This is a genomic window from Janibacter sp. CX7 (genome assembly GCF_024362365.1).
In the GTDB taxonomy this organism is placed as follows: Bacteria; Actinomycetota; Actinomycetes; order Actinomycetales; family Dermatophilaceae; genus Janibacter.
This window is the reverse complement of record NZ_CP101464.1, coordinates 93,548-113,304: the sequence shown is the minus strand read 5'-3', so window position 1 is coordinate 113,304 and position 19,757 is coordinate 93,548. Positions and strand designations below refer to the sequence as shown.

Sequence of the window (19,757 nt, the reverse complement as noted above, 5' to 3'; positions counted from 1 at the left end):
TCAACCCTCGGGGGCGAGCACCTCGCGCAGCGACGTCGCCGGGTGACCCGTGAGCGCCTCGACGTCGCCCGTCACCTCCGCGTGCTCGCCAGCCGCGACCGCGGTGTAGGTCGAGATCCAGCCGGCGACCTCCCAGTCGGGAGCGCCGTAGCCGGCACGTGAGGCCCGAGCCTCGTCGAGCGTCTCGTCGACATAGCGCACTTCGCGCCCGCTCGCCTCGCCGACGATCGCCGCGATCTCGGTGAAGGACAAGGCTGCCGGTCCGGTCAGCGTGTAGGTGCGCCCTGCATGTGCTGCCGGGTCGAGGAGCACTGCGGCAGCCGCGTCGGCGATGTCGTCCTGGGCGACGACGGCGACCCGACCGTCACCTCCCGGGCCGCGGATGATCCCGTCGTCACCGACGAGCCCGGGCATGAAGTCGGCGTAGAAGCTGTCCCGCAGGAAGGTCCACGACATCCTCGAGGCGCGGATCGCCTCCTCGGTCACCGCGTGGTCGCGGGCGAAGGTGAAGGTCGACTCCGGGCTCGCCCCCTGGAAGGACAGGTAGACCAGGTGTCGCACCCCGGCGGCCGCGGCCGCCTCGACGAAGGTCACGTGCTGCTGGGCCCGGTCGGCCGCCTCCGAGGCCGAGACCATGAAGGCCGTCTCGACCCCCTCGAGGGCCGCGCGGACCGCATCACCATCGGCGAAGGGGGCCACGACCGGCGTCGCCCCCGGCAGGTCCGGTGCCCGGTCGGGGTCGCGGACGAGGAGGCGAAGGGGGACCCCCTTCGTCGCGAGGCGGTCGGCCACGCGGCCACCGATGCGACCGGTCGCCCCGGTGAGGGCGGTTTCGAGGCTCCTTCGTCGCACCTCAACCACCGGGCTAGCGCCGATCGGACAGGACGTAGGACGCGGCGGCCGAGGCAGCGGCGACGCCGAGGACGGCGGGCCAGGCGCCGACCTTCTTCGCCAGCGGGTGGGAGGCGCCGAAGCCGCCGAGATAGATCGCCGACAACGCGGCGGTCGTGGCCGGGTCGGTCTTCGCCAGCCAGCTGCGGCCGGCGAAGAGGCCCGCGGCGCCGAGGACGACGCCGCCGAGCGGACGGATGCCGCTCTCGCGGGCGGTGAGGTAGCCACCGATCAGCCCGAGGGCGGCGACGGGCGCGGTCTGGACGCTCTCTGCGCTGCGAAGTGCCATGCGGACAGGCTACGACCGCCCTCACCGCGGGTGGGATGCTGACCCCCGAACGCACCCCACGACCACGGAGCAGCTGATGAGCACCGAGAAGATCGTCGTCGTCGACGGCGCCCGTACCCCGACCGGAAGCTTCGGCGGGATGTTCAAGGACGTGCCGGGCTTCGAGCTCGGCGCCGAGGCCAGCCGGGTGGCGCTGCAGCGTGCCGGCGTCGCCGGTGAGGACATCTCCGAGGTCGTCATGGGCTGCATCGGCCAGGTCGGCCCCGACGCCTACAACGCGCGTCGCGTCGCCGTGACCGCCGGCCTGCCGAGCAATGTCCCGGCCTACACGGTCAACCGCCTGTGCGGCTCGGGCCTGCAGGCGATCTGGTCCGCCGCGATGGAGATGCGGTGGAACGACCTCGACTTCACCCTCGCCGGCGGCGACGAGTCGATGACCCGGATGCCCTTCTACGACTTCGGCGCCCGCAACGGCTACAAGCTCGGCAACCGCCAGCTGCAGGACGGCACCGTCCTCATGCTCACCGACCCCTTCCACGACATCCACATGGGCGTCACGGCGGAAAACGTCGCGAAGAAGTACGGCGTCTCGCGCGAGGAGCAGGACGAGTTCGCCCTCGAGTCGCAGCGCCGCGCCGCGACCCCCGAGGCGCAGGCCGCCTTCGCCGAGGAGATCACCCCCTTCGAGGTCGGGGGCCGCAAGCCCTTCACCGCCGACAAGGACGAGCACCCCAAGCCCGACACCACCCTCGAGACGCTCGCCAAGCTGCGCCCGGCCTTCGCCAAGGACGGCACGGTCACCGCCGGCAATGCCTCGGGCATCAACGACGGCGCCGCCTCGGTCGTCCTCGGCCGCGAGTCCGCCGTCGCCGAGCGCGGCCTCACCGGTCTCGTCAGCCTCGAGGCCGTCGCCACCGCCGCGATGGAGCCGGAGCTCATGGGCTACGCGCCGACCCACGCGCTGCGGGCGCTCTTCGAGAAGACGGGGACCTCCCCTTCGGACATCGGCTCCATCGAGCTCAACGAGGCCTTCGCCTCGCAGGCCGTCGCCGTCATCCGCGACACCGAGCTCGACCCCGCGCGGGTCAACCCCTATGGCGGCGCCATCGCCCTGGGTCACCCGGTGGGCGCGACCGGCGCGATCCTCACCCTGCGCCTGGCCAAGGACATGGTCCGCCGCGACCTCGAGCTCGGCATCGTCACGATGTGCATCGGGGGCGGCCAGGCGCTCGCCGCGATGTTCCGGCGGATCTGATGGCGGTCGTCGAGTACACCGTCGCCGACGGTGTCGCCCACATCGAGCTCAACCGGCCGGAGTCGGCCAATGCCCTCGACCTGGCGCTGGGTGTGGCCCTGCGCGAGGCCGCCGAGCGTGCTGCCGAGGACGAAGGGGTGCGCGCCGTCGTCCTCAGCGGTGCCGGCAAGCGCTTCTGCGGGGGCGGCGACATCGCCTCCTTCGCCGACTCGCAGGACACCGCCGCGGACCTCTACGAGCTCGCCGTCGCCGGGGACGCGGCCGTGGCCGCGCTCGAGGCGCTCGCCAAGCCGGTGGCCGTCGCCGTCCACGGGGCCGTCGCCGGCGCCGGGCTGGGCATCATGCTCGCCGGAGACGTCGTCATCGCGGACGAGGGCACGAAGTTCGTCGTCGCTTACCCCAAGATCGGGCTCAACCCCGACTGCGGCACCTCGACCCTGCTGCCGCTGGCGATGGGCCGGCAGCGGGCGCTCGCCTTCGCGCTGCGCGACCAGCCGCTGTCGGCCGACGAGGCCCGCGAGCAGGGACTGGTCGCCGAGGTCGCCGCCGACCCGCTCGCCCGGGCTCGTGAGCTCGCGGCCACCTGGGCCGCCGGACCGGCCGGCGCCTACGGCCAGACCCGACGCCTGCTGCGGGCTGGCTCCCTTCGCTCTCGTGAGGAGAGCGGTCAGGACGAGGCGGAGACGATCCGCGCCCGGGCCGCGCTGCCCGAGACGCAGGCGCTCTTCGACGCCTTCCTCGGTCGCTGAGGGCCGCGGACGGCACGACGCCCCCCTTCGAAGAAGAAGCGCCCGATCGACCGGGCGCTTCTTCTTCGAAGGGGGGCGGCGGCTCAGGCCGTCGTCACCGGCTCCTCGACGGCCGGGCGGCGACGGGTGATGTCGGCGCAGGCCTCGCACGTCTCCTCGGGGATGACGCCCAGGCGCATGAGGTGACCGAAGGCCCAGCAGCCGGCGCAGAAGCCGAGCGCCGCCTCGAGGGTCGCGAAGACGACGAGCACGCTGAGCACGATCCCCGCGGCGGTCTGCAGGCCGAGACCGAGGGCGAGGACAGCTGCGGTCGTCGAGAAGGCCAGGCCGATCCCCTGGGCGAAGCGCTTCGGCGGCCCCGGGGTGAGCACCGGCTCGCCGAGGCGCGGCGCGACGACCCGCATCGCCAGCCAGCCGAGCGGGCTCAGGCGGGGCCCGGCGAGGACCCGGCCGAGGAAGCCCAGCGCGAGCGGCACGAGCAGCCACCACCAGCCGCTCACGAGCGTCAGCGCGCTGATCGCGACGACACCGGTGGCGACCGTGCGCGCCGCCTTGTCGTTGACCGGGTTGGGGAAGGTGAAGAAGGCCATGCACCGAATCATAAGTCTGCGTTTGGACATCAATAACGTCATGTGATGCACGCGTACTGGCAGGATGAGGCGACATGCGCTCCCTGACCCGCCTGGTGACCGTCGTCGAGCTCGACGATGGCGCCAACGGGCCCCGATCGATGTCCGTGTCCGCTCTCCACCTGGCCGTCCTCGACGACGGCACCCGACGGATCCTGCTCGACGATCGGGGCTGGAGTGCGGGGGGCCCGGACGGCCTGTGGGAGCGCATGACCGTCGAGGAGATCGCCGAGACGGCCGTGACCGTGGTCGGCCCGGACGAGCCCGACGAAGACCTCACGCCTGACGACATGGCGCAGGCCCACTGGGAGTACCTGGCGGAGCACTTGCGGACGCAGGGAGTGGCTGCTCGCGCCGCCGAGCTCAGCCGGCTCCAGCACGACGTCGACCTGAGCCAGCGCCTGAGAGCGCGACTCGGGCGGCCGTAGGCTGCTGACCATGGACGGCGGCACCCGAGCGGCACGAGCCCTGACCGACAGCGGCATCGAGCACACCATCACCCGGCACGGGATGGTCCGCTCCCTCGAGGAGGCGGCCGCGGCCCGCGGGGTCGAGCCGCGCGACATCATCAAGACCTTGGTCGTGCGAAGGGGGGAGGGTGACCACCTCTTCGTCCTCGTCCCCGGCGACCGCCAGATCTCCTGGCCCAAGCTGCGGGCGCTGCTGTCGGTCAACCGGATCTCGTTGCCGGACAAGGAGATCGCCCGCGAGGTGACCGGCTACGAGCGGGGGACGATCACCCCCTTCGGCTCGCTGCGGGCCCTGCCGGTCATCGCCGACGAGACCGTCGCCGGCCGCGCCGTCTCGATCGGCGCCGGCGCCCACGGCGTCGCCGCCACCCTCGACGCCGACGCCATGCTCGCCCACCTCGGCGCCCAGGTCGCCGACGTCACCGACCCCGCCTGACCGGCCCCTTCGAGACGGGCGCGGAGCGCCCTCCTCAGGGACCGGGGCAGATGGGAGCGGGCGCAGGGTGGGGGTCGGCCCGACTCATGGGAAAGCCCCGACCCTGCTGCGCCCGGTGAGGCGTCTGCGACAGGAGTCGGGACTTTTCCTTAGGGCCACCCCCAGCCCTGCGCCCGCGAACGGACCCTTCGAGACGGGCGCGGGGCGCGCCCCTCAGAGACCGAAGCGCGAACTCAGCGAGGGGCCATGCGCAGCGACCCGTCCATGCGGATGACCTCGCCGTTGAGGTAGTCGTGGTCGACGATCGCCAGAGCCAGCTGGGCGTACTCATCGGGGCGGGCGAGGCGCTGCGGGAAGGGAACTCCCTTCGCCAGGCCCTCGCGGAACTCCTCGGAGACGGTCGCGAGCATCGGGGTCTCGACGATGCCGGGGGCGATGGTCATGACGCGGATGCCGTGCTGGGCGAGGTCGCGGGCGGCGGGGAGGGTGAGGCCGACGATGCCGCCCTTGCTCGAGGAGTAGGCGGCCTGGCCGACCTGGCCGTCGTAGGCGGCGATCGAGGCGGTGTTGATGATGACGCCGCGGGCGCCGTGCTCGAGGGCCTCGGTCTGGGAGATCTTCTCGGCGGCGAGGGTCAGCACGTTGAAGGAGCCGACGAGGTTGACCTGGATGATCTTGGCGTAGAGGCCGAGGTCGTGCGGGCCCTTCTTGCCGAGGATGCGCATCGACGGGCCGATGCCGGCGCAGTTGACCACGGTGCGCAGCGGGACGCCGGCGCCGGCGGCGGTGTCGACCGCGGCCTGGACCTGCTCGGGGTCGGTGACGTCGACGGCGACGTACTCGATGCCGTCGACCTGCGGGGCACCCTCGATGGCGGCCGGCAGGTCGAAGGCGAAGACGCGCGCGCCGCCCGCGGCGAGCGCTGCGGCGGTCGCCGCGCCGAGGCCCGAGGCTCCTCCGGTGACGATGGCGGCGGTGTCGGTGATCTGCACGGTGCTCTCCTCGAAGGGGGATGGTGTCCGGGTGTCGGGCCGAGCCTAGCCAGTGGCCGGTGGGCGGTTACGGTGCCCGCATGAGCGAGCTCCCTCCGGAGGAATCCAAGACCCCCTCCCCCGGCGACTTCCCCGCCGCGGTGCGCAACCCGCGCGAGGTCCTGCTCTTCGGCATCACCCCTCCCCGCGCCGAGACCGCCCCCGAGCGGATCAGCGAGATCGCCGCGCGGACCCTCGCCCGCGTCGAGGCCCTGCCCGTCGACGCCCTCGTCCTCTACGACATCACCGACGAGGCCGACCGCAACGCGACCCCCCGCCCCTTCCCCTTCGCCTCGATGCTCGACCCGGGCGACTACCTCGACCGCCAGCTCGCGGGCTGGCACCGGCCGGCGATCGTCTACCGGGCCGTCGGCAAGTACCGCGAGGAGGAGCTCACGGAGTGGCTCGCCGCCGCACCCGACAACGTCCTCACCGTCTTCGTCGGCAGCTCGAGCAGCGATGCCGAGGTCCGCACGAGCCTGCCGCGGGCGCTGGAGCTGCACCGCGAGGTGCGCCCGAGCCTGCCCCTGGGTGGCGTGACGATCCCCGAGCGCCACTCGAGTCGCGGCGACGAGCACGAGCGCCTCCTGCGCAAGCAGCACGGGGGCGCCGGCTTCTTCATCAGCCAGATCGTCTACGACATCGGCGCGGCCAAGAACCTCGCCTCCGACTACCGCTATGCCGTCGTCGAGGACGAGCTCGACCCGGCGCCGCTGATCTTCACGCTGTCGCTGTGCGGGTCGGACAAGACGCTGAGCTTCCTCGAGTGGCTCGGCGTGCGGGTGCCCAGCTGGGTGCGCAACGAGATCGTCCACGCCGACGACCCGCTGAAGTGGTCGCGGCAGCACGCGCTCAACGCCGCCCGCGAGCTCACCGACTTCTGCCGCTACCTCGGCATCCCCTTCGGCTTCAACATCGAGTCCGTCTCCAGCCGGCGGGTCGAGATCGAGGCCGCCGAGGAGCTGACCCACGAGGTCGCGGCCCTGCTCGAACGGGACTGACCGAGGGCCCGGACGGCAACTGAGCAAGAGAAGCTGCCCCTTCGCAAGGGTTTCAAACCCTTGCGAAGGGGCAGTTTCTCGGGTCACCCGAGAATCTCGAGGCCTACGGGAATGCATCGCCAGCCCCCTGCCGTTAGACTAGTTGACGATTCAACAAACTTGGAGGCGGCAATGCAGTTCGGACTCTTCTCCGTCGGCGACGTGACGATGGACCCCACGACTGGTCGCACGCCGAGCGAGGGCGAGCGGATCCACGCGATGACCCAGATCGCGCTCAAGGCCGAGGAGGTCGGGCTCGACGTCTTCGCCACGGGTGAGCACCACAACCCGCCCTTCGTCCCCTCCGCGCCGACGACCCACCTCGCCTACATCGCCGCCAAGACCGAGCGCCTCAAGCTCTCGACCGCGACGACGCTCATCACGACGACCGACCCGGTGCGCATCGCCGAGGACTACGCCTTCCTCCAGCACCTGTCGGGCGGGCGCGTCGACCTGATGATGGGCCGCGGCAACACCGGCCCGGTCTACCCGTGGTTCGGCAAGGACATCCGCCAGGGCATCCCGCTGGCGATCGAGAACTACCACCTGCTCCGCCGCCTGTGGCGCGAGCAGAACGTCACCTGGAAGGGCCAGTTCCGCACGCCGCTGCAGGGTTTCACCGCCACCCCGGCGCCACTGGACGGCGTCGCCCCCTTCGTCTGGCACGGCTCGATCCGGTCCACCGAGATCGCCGAGCAGGCCGCCTTCTACGGCGACGGGTTCTTCCACAACAACATCTTCTGGAACATCGAGCACACCGCCCAGATGGTCGGTCTCTACCGGCAGCGCTTCGAGCACTACGGCCACGGCGACGCCAGCCAGGCGATCGTCGGGCTCGGCGGGCAGGCCTTCATGGCCGACACCGAGGCCGAGGCGAAGCGGGTCTTCCGGCCCTACTTCGACAACGCGCCGGTCTACGGGCACGGGCCCTCGCTCGAGGACTTCACCCGGCAGACGCCGCTGACCGTCGGCACGCCCGAGATGGTCATCGAGCGCACCCTCTCCTTCGCCGACCACGTCGGTGACTACCAGCGCCAGCTCTTCCTCATGGACCACGCCGGCCTGCCGCTCGAGATGGTCCTCGAGCAGGTCGAGATCCTCGGTCGCGAGGTCGTGCCGGTGCTGCGAAGGGAGTTCGAGGCACGTCGTCCCGAGGGCGTGCCGAGCGAGCCGCCGACCCACGCGTCGCTGGTGGCCGAGGGCCCCGACAGCCCGCACCGTAAGGTCGTCACCAGCCCGGTCGCCATCGCCGAGCAGGAGGCGGCGGCGCAGCGCGAGGAGGTCGCCGCCCGATGAGCAGGTCCGTCGTCGTCATCACCGCTGGGCTCTCGTCGCCCTCGAGCACCCGGCTGCTCGCCGACCAGCTCGCCGACGCCACCCGCGCCGCCGTGGGCGGGCGCGGCGAGTCGGTCGACATCGAGTTCGTCGAGCTGCGCGAGCTGGCCGTCGAGATGGCCCAGACGATGGTCTCGGGCAACCGGCCGACGCCGGGCCTGGAGGCGGTCCAGGCCAAGGTCGACGCCGCCGACGGCCTGATCGCCGTGACGCCCGTCTTCACCGCGAGCTACTCCGGCCTCTTCAAGACCTTCGTAGACCTGCTCGACAAGGACGCGCTCATCGGCAAGCCGGTGCTCGTCGCGGCCACCGCGGGCACGCCCCGGCACAGCCTCGTGCTCGAGCACGCGATGCGCCCGCTCTTCGCCTACCTGCGCGCGGTCGTCGTGCCGACCGCGGTCTTCGCCGCGACCGAGGACTTCGGTGGCGACGCCGACCTCGAGCGCCGCGTGCACCGCGCGGCCGGCGAGCTCGCCGCCCTGGTCGTCGCCGAGCACACCGGAGTCGCCGGCTTCGCGCCCACGGGTGACGAGGCGAGCGGCCCGCTGGCCCCGGTGACCGACTTCAGCCAGCTGCTGCGCGGGCACGACGGGAGCTGATCCCCCTTCGCCCGGCCGGCGGCTGTGCTCAGCCCCGCAGCCGCCGACGAAGGGAGCCGGGCAGGCCTGCCACGGCGGCGACGCCGAGCGCGGTCTTGGGCTCGTAGCCCACGCGCCACAGACCACCGTGGGCCGCCGCCTCGCTGAAGAGCTCCTCCGGGTGCGCGCGCTGCGGGGTCTCCCGCACGAGGTCGCGCACGAGCAGCGCCGCCATGAGCGGGCGCACCGTCTCGGGGCGGAAGACCTCGACCCCGAAGTGGTGGGCGCCGCCGTAGGCCGCGCCGAGCACGGGGTTCTTCGTCACCGAGCGGGTCCACGTCGCGGGCGCAACGTTGAAGGAGACGGTCTGGCCGGCGCCCTCGGCCGCGACGCCCCGCCAGCGCTGCAGCCGCTTGGCCACCGCGTAGTTGGGCCCCTGCTGCGGCACGAGGACGTCGGCGATGCCGGACTCCCCCGCGCGGGCATCGCGGTAGGCCGGCGCGAAGAGCCGCCCACGGCCCAGCGCGCGGACCGGCGCCTGCACCCCCTTGAGCGCGAACCCCCGTGCGGCCCAACGGCGCCGGGACTCCTCGACGACCTCCGGCGGCACGACGAAGGCATCGGTCGGCGTCGCCAGCCAGGCGAGCGCGGTCCGCGCGTCGTCGTCGGTGAGCTCGCCCATGAGCAGGTCCATCGCGGCGCTCACCCGCACGTGCACCCCCGAGTCGGCGTAGGCGTGCATGCCGACGGCGAGTGGCTCGTCGCCGCGCACCCGGCGCACCCACTCGAGGACCTGACCGGGCTGGTGGACGACGTCGGCGCCGGAGTCGCCGGCGGCGTCGACGGGGAAGGTCAGGGTGCCGGCACCACGGCTGGCCAGCCCCTTCTTGTAGCGCCAGGCGCGGCTGCGCGGCAGGTCGATGGCGAGCACGTCGGCGCCCCACGACAGCAGCGTCTCGAGCGGCCCCATCTCCGCGCCGGCCCCGACGAGCAGCGCGCGGTGGCCGGGCAGGGCGAGCCACTCCGGGTGGTCGATGACCTCACCGACCGCCTCGGCGAAGGAGGGCTCGACGAGCCCGGCGTCGACCCAGGCGCCGAGCTGACCGCGCAGCTCCTCGCCGGCGAGCTCGCGACCGCCGACGGGGACGCGCAGCTCGGTGACCGGCTCCGCCGTCCCGCGCACGCTCTCGGTGCCGAAGGGGGCCGCCCCGGCGGGCATCCCCGCGTGCGCCTCGTCGAGCGGCACCTCGCTGCCGGCGTCGTCCACGAGGACCATCCGGCGCCGCATCGAGGCGAGCCCGTCGGCGGCGATCCGGCTCGCGGCCTCGGGCGAGCGGGCGCTGGCGGCCGTGACGTCGTGGACGAGGTCGACGTAGTCGGTGCGCCACTCGCGGGCGCCGTCGATGCGCTCGGCGAGCGCGGGGTCGACGGCACGCACCGAGTCCGCGAGGACCCCCTTCGTCGTCGTGGTCGTCGACCGCTTGCCCTGGTCGTCGGCCGGAAAGTGCACACCCGCGGTGGTCTCGTGGCTCATGCCCTCATCCTGTGACGGCGATCACGTCAGATCAAATGCCGTCCACGAGGGACCGCACAACGCTCGCTGCGTCGGTCTCGGCGGTGAGCCGGTCGACACCCACCCCGGCGTAGAGCGGGGTGTAACCGGTGTCGCCGCGCTCCCGGCCGTCGGCGTGCTCGGCGCGGGCGGCGTCGGTCATCGCGTCCTCGTCACCGGCCCACCGCTGGACGAAGGGGGTGTCCACCGCCCGTCCGCCGAACTCCCGCGGCCACGCGAGGTCCTGCGCGACATCGTGCACGCGGGACCAGCGGGTGGCGTCGGCGGCGACGAGCGCGGCCCGCGCCGCTGGCGAGTTGTCGGCCTCGACGCAGGTGAGGAAGGTGGTGCCGCACCACACGCCGGCAGCGCCAGCACCCATGACCCGGGCGACGTCGGCGGCGGTCGAGATGCCGCCCGCGGCGAGCACGGGGCGGTCGGTCGCGGCCAGGGCCATCGCGAGCAGGTCGTCGGTGGCCACCTCGTCACGCCCGTGTCCGCCCCCTTCGCCACCGCGGGCGACGATGACGTCAGCGCGCGCCTCGATCGCCTGCTCGAGATCGGCCGCGTTGCCGACCTGGCAGGCGACGAGCAGGCCCCACTCGTGCAGGCGGCGGACAGGTTCGACGAGCTCGCCGAAGGAGACCGACACGAGCTTGGGCCGGGACAGGCCGGCGAGCGAGGTGATCGCGTCGATCTGCTCGTCGAGCTGCGGCACCCACGCCATGAGCCCGATGCCGAAGGGGGAGGCCCCCTCTCCCGCGATCGCCGCCTGCTCGGCGATCCACTCCGGCGACGAGGTGCCGCGGGCGCCGATCATGCCGAGCCCGCCCGCCGCCGAGACGGCGTGCGCGAGGCGGCCGCCGGCGACCCCGGCCATGGGGGCGCTGATGATCGGGTGGGTCGTGCCGAGCAGGTCGGTGATGGCGATCATGGCCCTCATCATGCTCCGCCGCTCCTAGACTCCCGCCCATGACCCGACGTGCAGCCGCCCTCGCCGCCTCCGCCGTGCTCGCCCTCGCCGGGTGCGGCTCCGACGACGGGTCGGGGGACGGGGCCGGGGCCGGCGGGGCGTCTGGCGCCGAGACCACGGCGATCAGCGGCGAGACCGAGTGCCCGCCGGAGGGCGGGGCCGAGGTGCGTGCCACGAGCTTCGAGCAGGCGCCGCCGATGTGCATCGACGAGGCGAAGACCTACACCGCGACGATGACCACCGACGCCGGTGAGGTGACGATCGAGCTCGACGCGAAGCAGGCGCCGAAGACGGTCAACAACTTCGTCGTGCTCGCGCGCTACAAGTACTACGACGGGCTGACCTTCCACCGGGTCATCAAGGACTTCATGGCGCAGGGCGGCGACCCGTCGGGCGACGGCAGCGGCGGGCCCGGCTACGAGTTCGACGACGAGCTGCCGCAGCAGGGCGACTACGAGATCGGGTCGGTCGCCATGGCCAATGCCGGCGCGAACACCAACGGCTCGCAGTTCTTCATCATCACCGGCGACGCGGGCGTGCAGCTGCCGCCGAGCTACAGCCTCTTCGGCAAGGTGACGAAGGGGATGGATGCGGTCGAGACGATCGAGGCCGACGGGTCCGCCGGCGACGGCGCCCCGGCCAAGGTGCACACCATCGAGAGCGTGACGATCGCGGAGAAGTAGGCGCTGGGTAGAGGACGGGAGCAGTCGTGGACGACGTCCTCGTCGAGCGGGTGCTGCGGGCGGTCGAGCTCGTGCCCCGGGGCCGGGTCGTCTCCTATGGCGACCTCGCCGCCCTCGTCGGCACCGGCCCGCGTCAGGTCGGCGCGATCATGCGCGTCTACGGCGGCAACGTCACGTGGTGGCGGGCGACCAATGCGTCGGGCGACCTGCCCTCGCACCTGCGGCCCGAGGCCTTCGAGATCTGGGCGACCGAGAGCATCGAGGTCAAGCCCAACCGTCTGGGCTGCCGGATCCGCGACCACCGGGCAGATCTGGAGGCGCTGGCCGTCGCGTGGGAGGCTGCGGTCGCCGACCTCGGGTGAGCGGCGGGGCGCGAGTCGATGTATCCGGGTGAGTCCCAGCGCACCCGGATACATCAACCCAACGGTGGCCCCGACCTCGACCACGCGAGTCGATGTATGAGGGTGGGTCCCAGCCCACCCGGATACATCAACCCAACGAAGGGGGTCAGCCCCGCTGGTGGCGCATCTGCTCCAGCGCCAGGGCGGCGAGGGCGCCGACGACGAGGACCGCAGCGGGCAGGAGCAGCGACTCGGCGAAGGCGGCCGACAGTGCCTCGGCGACCTGCGGGGGCAGGGCTGCGGGGCCGGCGGCGGCGCTCCCTTCGCCCGAGCCGAAGCGCTCGGCTGCCTGCGGACCGAGGTGGGAGGCGATGCGCGCGGACATCAGCGCCGCGATGGCCGCCGACCCGATGACCGAGCCGACCTGGCGGGTCGTGTTGTAGATGCCCGAGCCGGCGCCGGCGAGGTGGATCGGCAGGTTGCGGTTGGCCGTCGTGGCGAGCGGGCCCCAGATGCACGCACCCGTGACGCCGATGAAGGTCATCGCGACGCACACCGCGACGATCGACGAGTCGGGGGTCATCAGGCGCGAGAGGACGAAGAGCGTCACGGCGAAGCCGCCCAGCCCGAGCGTCGGCAGCACCCGCGGGTGGATGCGGTCGACGAGCTGGCCGACCGGGCGGGCGAGCGCGATCGACGCGATGGCCTGCGGCGCCATGAGCAGCGCGGCCTCGGTCGGCGTGTAGCCGCGCACGCTCTGCAGCCACACGAGCAGGGGGAACATCATCGCCGTCACGGACAGGCCCATCGTCGTGATCGCGAGGTTGGACAGCGAGAAGTTGCGGTCGCGGAAGAGCCCGAGCGGCACGAGCGGCTCGGCCGGGCCCCGCGCCTGCCACGCGACGAAGCCGACGAGCACGAGCACCCCGGCGCCGATGAGCATCGGGACGGTGAGCGGCCCGACGATCTGGCCCCAGTCGTGGCCTTCGCCCTCCTGCAGGCCGAAGATCACGAGGAAGAGGCCGACCGCCGACAGGCCCACGCCGACCCAGTCCATCTGGTGCGCGTGCTGCTGCAGCCGCGGCACGAGCCGGGCCGCGGCGACGAAGCCGATGATGCCGACGGGCACGTTGATGAAGAAGATCCACTCCCAGCCGGCCGAGTCGAGGAGCAGGCCACCGAGCAGCGGGCCGACGAGGAAGGCGACGCCGGCGGTCGCACCCCACAGCGCCATCGCGGACCCGCGCCGCGCGGGCGGGAAGGTGCGGGTGATGACGGCCATCGTCTGCGGGGTCATCATCGACGCACCGAGGCCCTGGACGACGCGTGCGCCGATGAGCCAGCCGATGGTCGGGGCAAGCCCGCAGGCGAGCGAGGCGAGGGTGAAGATCGCCAACCCGGTGAGGTAGAGCCGCCTGGGCCCGAAGCGGTCGCCGAAGCGCCCGGTGATGAGCAGCGGCACCGCGTAGGCGAGCAGGTAGGCGCTCGTCACCCACAGCACCGGCTCGATGCCCGTGTCGAAGGACTCCATGAGGGCCGGCGTCGCGATCGAGACGATCGAGACGTCGACGAGGATCATGAAGAAGCCGACGACGAGCGCCCACAGCGCCGGCCACGGGTTGTCGGGGAACTCGTCGTCGCTGAGCACGGGCGCCTGGCCCGCCTGGGTCGTCATGGGAAGGACGCTACGCCCGAGGGCTGACAGTCCCGCCATGCGTCGTCGGGAGGCGGGGCCGGGCCCACCGGCCTAGGCTGCGCAGGCGTCAACGCCGACCGAAGGGAGTGCCCGTGCACGACGTCCTCGACGACCTCGAGACTGCCTGGCACGCCGGTCGGTCCGTGGGCCTGGCGACGCTCACCGGCACCTGGCACTCCGCCCCGCGCCCGCCCGGCGCGACGATGCTCGTCGACGAGGACCGCGCCGTCGGGTCGGTCTCGGGCGGCTGCGTCGAGGGGGCCGTCTACGAGCTGGCCCGCGAGGTCGCGGCCGAAGGGAGCCCGGTCCTCACCCGCTACGGGGTGAGCGACGGCAACGCCCTCGAGGTGGGCCTGACCTGCGGCGGTCAGCTCGAGCTCTTCGTCCAGCCGGTGTCCGCCACGACCTTCCCGGAGCTGCCGGAGGTCGTCGCCGACATCCGCTCGGGCCGACCTATCGCCGTCGCGACGGTCATCGAGCACCCGGACCCCGGCCTCGTCGGCCGGCGGCTCGTCGTGCGGCCGGAAGGCGACTCCCCTCTCCCGGCCCCTGAGGAGCGAGGCCGCCCGCGGCCAAGCGTCTCGAAGGGCACCTCCCTTCGAGACGGTCGCGGGGCGACCGCCCACGCGGAACGTGGGACCCACTCAGGGAGCGGGAAGCTCAGCACCCGACAGGTCGCGGCGCTGACCGACGACGCCCGGGGGCTGCTCGCCCAGGGCCTGTCCGAGGTCCTCACCTACGGGCCCGACGGCGAACGTCGCGGCGAGGGCATGCGCGTCTTCGTCGAGGCCTTCGCGCCGCCGCCGCGGCTCATCGTCTTCGGCGCGATCGACTTCGCCTCGGCCATGGCCGACCAGGGCCGGCTCCTCGGCTACCGGGTCACCGTGTGCGACGCCCGGCCAACCTTCGCCACCGCGGAGCGGCTGCCGGGGGCGCACGAGGTCGTCGTTCGGTGGCCGCACGAGTACCTGCGCGAGGAGGCCGAGGCCGGTCGCATCGACGCGCGCACGGTCCTCACCGTCCTCACCCACGACCCGAAGTTCGACACCCCCCTCCTCGAGGTCGCCCTGCGCCTCGAGCGGGTCGCCTACGTCGGCGCGATGGGTTCGCGCCGCACCCACGACCAGCGCCTGGCGCAGCTCCGCGAGGTCGGCATCACCGACGAGGAGATCGCGCGGCTCAGCTCCCCCATCGGCCTCGACCTCGGCGCCCGCACCCCCGAGGAGACGGCCGTGTCGATCGCCGCCGAGATCATCTCGCTGCGCTGGGGCGGCGCCGGCTCGCGCCTGTCGGACCGGGGCGGCCCGATCCACCACCCTCACTCCTGAGGCCGGTCCACGTCCTGCCCGGTCGCGAGGTCGGCGCACTCGACGGTCTCGGCGTCGTGCCGCCGCAGGTAGTCCGCGGCCCCACGGTCCCCGTCCAGCTCGGCGACGAGCGGCGCCCAGTGGTCGCGACCGATGAGCACCGGGTGCCCCGGCCTGCCGTCGTACACCGCCCGGCGAAGGGAGCCCCTGCCCACCTCTCCCCCGAGCAGCCGCCGCGCCACGGCAGCGGTGACGTCCGGCAGGTCGACGAGGTGGACCAGGGCGGCGTCGGCCTCACCCTCGCCGAGCACTCGCAAGCCATGACGAAGGGAGTGACCCACCCCCTTCGCCCAGTCCGGGCAGTGCGTCCACGCGGTGTGCGGCAGGTCCAGCTCCGCCTGCTCCCCACTCGCCCCCAGAACGACGAGCCTTGCGGCACAACCCCCTTCGTCCAGGACGGACACCGCACGGGCCAGCCATGACGTGCCGTCGGGATCGGTGACGAGGGCCTTGGGCCGGCCCATCCGCCGGCCGGCGCCGGCGGCGAGGAGGAGTCCGTGGACGAGGGCCATGCGCACGACTGTAGGGAGGTGCCGGCCCTTCGAGACGCTTGCAGAGCAAGCTCCTCAGGGACCGGGGGTCCGCATTGCCCAACGGCAATGCAGCGTGGAGTGAGCATTGCCGTTGGGCAATGCGGCGTCCTTGACCGGGGACTGAACGCAGGTTTAGCCTGCTGAACATGAGTTCAGTCGACGATCGGACCGGGCGGGCGCGGGTGCGCGATGCCGCCCTCGAGCTCTTCGCCGAGCGCGGCGAGGACGCCGTGACGATGCGGCAGATCGCCGAGCGGGCCGAGGTGTCGCCGGCGCTCGTGATCCACCACTTCGGGTCGAAGGCCGGTCTGCGCGAGGCGGTCGTCGAGCACGTGCGGGCCTGGATGGACGAGCTCTTCGACCTGTCGACCGACACCGACCTCGCCGAGGACATGCAGGCCGCCCAGTGGGCCTCCATCGGCGAGATGCTCCAGCAGGCACTGCCGGAGGGCTCCCCGATCGTGCCCTACCTGCGCCGCCTGCTCATGGGCGGCGACCCGCTCGCCACCGAGCTGCTCACCGCGTGGCACCGGCGGACCGTCGAGGTCTTCCGCATCTGGGACGCCGCCGGCAAGCTCGTGGCCGGCCCCGACCCCGAGATGCGCGCGGCGCTGGCCATGTCGTCCGACCTCGGCACCCTCTTCCTCGCCGACCACTGGCGCCAGATCCTCGGCGTCGACCCGCTGCGCGGCGAGGGCCTCGCCCGCTGGGGCGACGAGGCGATGCGCTTCTATGCAGCAATATTGCCCACACCCGATACAGCCGCAGACGGTGACATCGGGACCCCACCCCCTTCGTCCGAGGAGTCCGCATGAGCGACGCCGTCATCCATGCCGAGGGCCTGCACAAGACCTACGGCAGCACCCACGCCCTCGACGGCCTCGACCTGCACGTCGGGGCCGGCGAGGTCCACGGCTTCCTCGGGCCCAACGGCGCCGGCAAGTCGACGACCATCCGGGTCCTGCTCGGCCTGACCCGGGCCGACGCCGGCCGGATCACCGTGCTCGGCGGCGACCCGTGGCGCGATGCCGTCGCGCTGCACCGCCGCCTGGCCTACGTGCCCGCCGGCGTCACCCTCTGGCCCGGCCTGACCGGCGGCCAGTGCATCGACGTCCTCGGGCGGGCGCACGGTGGCCTCGACGACAGGCGGCGCCGTGACCTCGTCGAGCGCTTCGACCTCGACACCCGCAAGCGCACCCGCGACTACAGCACCGGCAACAAGCAGAAGGTCTCGCTCATCTCCGCCCTCGCCGCCGACGTCGACCTGCTCCTCCTCGACGAACCGACCTCCGGCCTCGACCCGCTCATGGAGCAGGTCTTCCAGGAGTGCGTCCGCGAGCGCGTCGCCGAGGGCACGACGGTGCTGCTCTCGAGCCACATCCTCGGCGAGGTCGAAGCCCTCGCCGACCGGGTGAGCATCATCCGCGCCGGCCGCACCGTCACCACCGGCACCCTCGCCGACCTGCGCCGCAGCACGAGCAGCCGGGTCCACGCCGTCACCGACGTCTCCCCCGGGCTCACCGGGGTCGCGGGGGTCACCGCGCTGGACGAAGGGGAGGTCGACGGCCGCGTCGAGACGCGCTGCCACGTCGAGGCCCAGGACGTCGCCGAGGTCGTCGGCCGGCTGCACGCCGCCGGGGTGCACACGCTGACCATCGAGCCGCCGAGCCTGGACGACCTCTTCCTCGAGCAGTACCGGGGTGAGCCGGCTTCGAGGCTCGCTGGCGCTCACACCTCAGCCAGCGAAGGGGAGGGGCACCGAGACGCGGCTTCGAGGCTCGCCGGCGCTCGCACCTCAGCCAGCGAAGGTGCGGGTGAGCAGCGATGAGTGCGCTCAGCATCGCGGGGGTCGGGACGAGCCTGCGGGTGCAGTGGCGCACCGGGTGGAAGGCCGTCGTCGGTTGGGTCCTCGGCCTGACCGCGATCGTGCTGCTGACGACGACGTCGATCACCGGCCTCTACGACACCCCGGACAAGCTGCGCTCCTACGCCGAGACGACGGCCGGCCCCGGCATGCGGGTGCTCAACGGCGCGGTCGCCGGCACCGACACCCTCGGCGGCGTGCTCGTCAACGAGCTCGGCTTCGTCGTCGCCTTCGGCATCCCCCTGCTCGCGATCGCCCTCACCGTCCGCGGCACCCGCCGCGAGGAGGAGGCCGGGCGCCTCGAGCTGCTGCTCGCCTCGCGGGTCGGCCGTCAGGCCCCGCTCGTCGCGGCGGTCGTCGTCGCCCTCGCGGCCCTCGTCGGCCTGGGCGCCCTCACGGCCCTCGCCTTCGTCGCCGCCGGCGCGCAGACGAGCGGGTCCATCGCCTACGGCGCGGCGCTGGCAGCGCTCGGGGCGGTCTTCGTCGGGGTGAGCGCCGTGCTCGCCCAGGCCTTCGGCCACCAGCGCAGCGTGTGGGCCGGGAGCCTCGCGGTCGCCCTCGCCGCCTATCTCGTCCGCGGCGCCGCGGCCATCGACGAGGGCCCGGCGCTGTGGGCCACGCCGCTCGGCTGGTACGACAAGGTGGCGGCCTTCGGGGAGACGCGAGCGCTCCCCTTCGCCCTGAGCCTGGGCGCCACCGCCCTGCTCCTCGCCCTCGCCCTGTGGCTGTCGACCCGGCGCGACGTCGGCGGCTCGCTCGTGCCGGCACGCACCGGCCCCCGCCGGGCGAGCGCGGCGCTCGTCGCCCCCTTCGGCCTGGCCGTCCGCGAGCACCGCGGCACGACGCTCGGGTGGGCGGTGCTCGTCGCCGTGCTCATGGGCACCTACGGGTCGCTCATGCAGACCGTCATCGACGCGATCACGGGCAACCCCGACCTCGAGGTGTGGATCGCCGGCGGCGAGAGCGGCATCGTCGAGCCGATGGCCGCGATGTTCGTCCTGCTGCTGTCGATCCTCGTCGGCGGATACGTCCTGCAGTCGCTCGGGTCCCTGCGACGCGAGGAGACCTCCGGGCGCCTCGAGCTGCAGCTGAGCGAGGCCCGCAGCCGTGCCGCTTGGCTCGCTCCGCACCTGACCGTCATCGCCGTCGGCACCCTGGTCGTCGGCGGGGCTGGAGCCCTCGCCCTCGCGCTGAGCACCGCTGCGGCACTGGGCGACTCGTCGTGGGTGGCCACCCTGCTGCGCGCCGCGCTGCAGCACCTGCCGGTCATACTCCTGCTCGGCGGCATCTCGCTCGCGCTCTTCGGCTGGCGGCCCCGCCTCCAGGCCGGGGCCTGGGTCGTCTTCGGCATCGCGGCCGTCATCGGCTACATGGGGCCAGGCCTGCAGCTGCCGTCATGGCTCGTCGAGTGGGCGCCCTTCGGCCTCGTCGGCAACGTGCCCGCCGACGCGCCGGACGTCACCGGCACCCTCGTCGCGGGCGTCGGCGGGCTGGTCCTCGTCGTCCTCGGGATCGTCGGCTTTCGCCGCCGCGACGTCCCGATGCACTGACTCCCGGCCCGAGTCGTGAGCGGAGGGCACCCCTGCGGCCCTCCGCTCACGCTCGGCGTCCTGATGCTGCCGCCGCATGATCTCCGCCCGGGCGAGGAGCAGCCCGGCGAGGATCGGGAGGATGTACTTCAGGTGGTCGAGGACCCACACGAGCCACCCCGGCGCGCTCCAGTCCGGCCACGGGATCGACGGCAGGTCGATCGAGGGCCACGGGATGGTCGGCAGGTCGAGGTCCGGCATCGGGATCGACGGCAGGTCCCAGTCGGGCCACGGGATCGACACGACGAAGCGCGCCGCGAGCGCGGCGAGCAGGATCGGGATGACGACGTTGCCCACCCCGGCCGCGACGTGCCGGGCGGCGTAGAGGCGGGGCCGGGCCCGCATCCGCTCCTCGCGCACCGCGGCCGGGGACCCCGGCTCGGGCACGAGGTCGAGCCCGCCGACCCCGACCTGGGCCTTGGCCTCGGCCACCGAGCGCTCTCCCTCGAACCACGT

The 19,757-nt window shown here is 73.1% G+C and carries 21 protein-coding genes; 13 read left to right on the top strand and 8 right to left on the bottom strand.

Annotated elements, in window-relative coordinates:
- The gene (locus tag NMQ01_RS00595) at nucleotides 1–852 is read right to left on the bottom strand and encodes an SDR family oxidoreductase (protein ID WP_255184968.1); all 852 of its coding nucleotides are present in this window, start codon (nucleotides 850–852) and stop codon (nucleotides 1–3) included.
- A gap of 13 nt (nucleotides 853–865) precedes the next feature.
- Nucleotides 866–1,180, bottom strand: coding sequence for a hypothetical protein (locus tag NMQ01_RS00590; RefSeq protein ID WP_255184967.1), 315 nt, complete (start codon nucleotides 1,178–1,180; stop codon nucleotides 866–868).
- Nucleotides 1,181–1,256: 76 nt separating this feature from the next.
- Between NMQ01_RS00590 and NMQ01_RS00585 the strand changes: the two genes are divergently transcribed.
- Both NMQ01_RS00585 and NMQ01_RS00580 read left to right on the top strand, forming a co-directional pair.
- On the top strand, nucleotides 1,257–2,435 hold the full coding sequence (locus NMQ01_RS00585; protein ID WP_255184966.1) for a thiolase family protein: 1,179 nt from the start codon (nucleotides 1,257–1,259) through the stop codon (nucleotides 2,433–2,435).
- Nucleotides 2,435–3,184, top strand: a complete 750-nt coding sequence (locus tag NMQ01_RS00580; protein ID WP_255184965.1) for an enoyl-CoA hydratase/isomerase family protein — start codon at nucleotides 2,435–2,437, stop codon at nucleotides 3,182–3,184. The genes NMQ01_RS00585 and NMQ01_RS00580 overlap by 1 nt, the downstream gene beginning before the upstream one ends.
- 83 nt (nucleotides 3,185–3,267) lie before the next feature.
- On the opposite strand, the gene NMQ01_RS00575 is transcribed toward NMQ01_RS00580, so the two are convergent.
- Entirely contained in the window at nucleotides 3,268–3,774 is a 507-nt protein-coding gene (locus tag NMQ01_RS00575; protein ID WP_255184964.1) for a DUF4395 domain-containing protein, read from the bottom strand.
- A gap of 74 nt (nucleotides 3,775–3,848) precedes the next feature.
- Between NMQ01_RS00575 and NMQ01_RS00570 the strand changes: the two genes are divergently transcribed.
- Together NMQ01_RS00570 and NMQ01_RS00565 are read left to right on the top strand one after the other, a co-directional pair.
- Nucleotides 3,849–4,241, top strand: coding sequence for a hypothetical protein (locus tag NMQ01_RS00570; RefSeq protein ID WP_255184963.1), 393 nt, complete (start codon nucleotides 3,849–3,851; stop codon nucleotides 4,239–4,241).
- 10 nt (nucleotides 4,242–4,251) lie between these two features.
- Nucleotides 4,252–4,719, top strand: a complete 468-nt coding sequence (locus NMQ01_RS00565) for an aminoacyl-tRNA deacylase (RefSeq protein ID WP_255184962.1) — start codon at nucleotides 4,252–4,254, stop codon at nucleotides 4,717–4,719.
- Nucleotides 4,720–4,952: 233 nt separating this feature from the next.
- Here the strand turns inward: NMQ01_RS00565 and NMQ01_RS00560 are convergent, their stop codons facing one another.
- Nucleotides 4,953–5,711, bottom strand: coding sequence for an SDR family NAD(P)-dependent oxidoreductase (locus NMQ01_RS00560; RefSeq protein WP_255184961.1), 759 nt, complete (start codon nucleotides 5,709–5,711; stop codon nucleotides 4,953–4,955).
- 80 nt (nucleotides 5,712–5,791) lie between these two features.
- Here NMQ01_RS00560 and NMQ01_RS00555 point away from each other — a divergent pair, with 80 nt between their 5' ends.
- The 3 genes from NMQ01_RS00555 (at nucleotide 5,792) to NMQ01_RS00545 (ending at nucleotide 8,724) form a co-directional block, all read left to right on the top strand.
- The gene (locus tag NMQ01_RS00555; protein ID WP_255184960.1) at nucleotides 5,792–6,751 is read left to right on the top strand and encodes a 5,10-methylenetetrahydrofolate reductase; all 960 of its coding nucleotides are present in this window, start codon (nucleotides 5,792–5,794) and stop codon (nucleotides 6,749–6,751) included.
- A 171-nt stretch (nucleotides 6,752–6,922) separates the two neighbouring features.
- Complete coding sequence (locus NMQ01_RS00550) at nucleotides 6,923–8,086, top strand: LLM class flavin-dependent oxidoreductase (protein WP_255184959.1); 1,164 nt, start codon at nucleotides 6,923–6,925, stop codon at nucleotides 8,084–8,086.
- Nucleotides 8,083–8,724, top strand: a complete 642-nt coding sequence (locus NMQ01_RS00545) for an FMN reductase (protein ID WP_255184958.1) — start codon at nucleotides 8,083–8,085, stop codon at nucleotides 8,722–8,724. The genes NMQ01_RS00550 and NMQ01_RS00545 overlap by 4 nt, the downstream gene beginning before the upstream one ends.
- A 28-nt stretch (nucleotides 8,725–8,752) precedes the next feature.
- On the opposite strand, the gene NMQ01_RS00540 is transcribed toward NMQ01_RS00545, so the two are convergent.
- Both NMQ01_RS00540 and NMQ01_RS00535 read right to left on the bottom strand, forming a co-directional pair.
- Nucleotides 8,753–10,237 carry a hypothetical protein gene (locus NMQ01_RS00540; protein WP_255184957.1) on the bottom strand — a complete coding sequence of 495 codons (1,485 nt, stop codon included), beginning with the start codon at nucleotides 10,235–10,237 and terminating at the stop codon, nucleotides 8,753–8,755.
- A 31-nt stretch (nucleotides 10,238–10,268) separates the two neighbouring features.
- Entirely contained in the window at nucleotides 10,269–11,189 is a 921-nt protein-coding gene (locus NMQ01_RS00535) for a nitronate monooxygenase family protein (RefSeq protein ID WP_255184956.1), read from the bottom strand.
- A 38-nt stretch (nucleotides 11,190–11,227) separates the two neighbouring features.
- Between NMQ01_RS00535 and NMQ01_RS00530 the strand changes: the two genes are divergently transcribed.
- Nucleotides 11,228–11,911: a peptidylprolyl isomerase gene (locus NMQ01_RS00530; RefSeq protein ID WP_255184955.1), complete on the top strand. Its 684-nt coding sequence runs from the start codon at nucleotides 11,228–11,230 to the stop codon at nucleotides 11,909–11,911.
- A 26-nt stretch (nucleotides 11,912–11,937) separates the two neighbouring features.
- Nucleotides 11,938–12,273: an MGMT family protein gene (locus NMQ01_RS00525; RefSeq protein ID WP_255184954.1), complete on the top strand. Its 336-nt coding sequence runs from the start codon at nucleotides 11,938–11,940 to the stop codon at nucleotides 12,271–12,273.
- A 145-nt stretch (nucleotides 12,274–12,418) separates the two neighbouring features.
- Here the strand turns inward: NMQ01_RS00525 and NMQ01_RS00520 are convergent, their stop codons facing one another.
- Complete coding sequence (locus tag NMQ01_RS00520; protein ID WP_255184953.1) at nucleotides 12,419–13,927, bottom strand: DHA2 family efflux MFS transporter permease subunit; 1,509 nt, start codon at nucleotides 13,925–13,927, stop codon at nucleotides 12,419–12,421.
- 113 nt (nucleotides 13,928–14,040) lie between these two features.
- On the opposite strand from NMQ01_RS00520, the gene NMQ01_RS00515 reads away from it, so the two are divergent.
- Nucleotides 14,041–15,276, top strand: coding sequence for an XdhC/CoxI family protein (locus tag NMQ01_RS00515; RefSeq protein WP_255184952.1), 1,236 nt, complete (start codon nucleotides 14,041–14,043; stop codon nucleotides 15,274–15,276).
- Here NMQ01_RS00515 and NMQ01_RS00510 read toward each other — a convergent pair.
- Nucleotides 15,267–15,827 (bottom strand): NTP transferase domain-containing protein, encoded by a 561-nt coding sequence (locus NMQ01_RS00510; protein ID WP_255184951.1) that lies wholly within the window; start codon nucleotides 15,825–15,827, stop codon nucleotides 15,267–15,269. The genes NMQ01_RS00515 and NMQ01_RS00510 overlap by 10 nt on opposite strands.
- Nucleotides 15,828–15,994: 167 nt before the next feature.
- Between NMQ01_RS00510 and NMQ01_RS15890 the strand changes: the two genes are divergently transcribed.
- From NMQ01_RS15890 to NMQ01_RS00495, 3 genes are read left to right on the top strand one after another with little or no spacing between them, the layout of a single operon-like run.
- A complete protein-coding gene (locus NMQ01_RS15890; protein WP_303707981.1) occupies nucleotides 15,995–16,663 on the top strand; it encodes a TetR/AcrR family transcriptional regulator in 669 nt (222 codons plus the stop codon).
- On the top strand, nucleotides 16,660–17,676 hold the full coding sequence (locus tag NMQ01_RS00500; protein ID WP_255184950.1) for an ABC transporter ATP-binding protein: 1,017 nt from the start codon (nucleotides 16,660–16,662) through the stop codon (nucleotides 17,674–17,676). The genes NMQ01_RS15890 and NMQ01_RS00500 overlap by 4 nt, the downstream gene beginning before the upstream one ends.
- Nucleotides 17,673–19,262 (top strand): ABC transporter permease, encoded by a 1,590-nt coding sequence (locus NMQ01_RS00495; protein WP_255184949.1) that lies wholly within the window; start codon nucleotides 17,673–17,675, stop codon nucleotides 19,260–19,262. The genes NMQ01_RS00500 and NMQ01_RS00495 overlap by 4 nt, the downstream gene beginning before the upstream one ends.
- The last annotated feature ends 495 nt before the right edge of the window (nucleotides 19,263–19,757 follow it).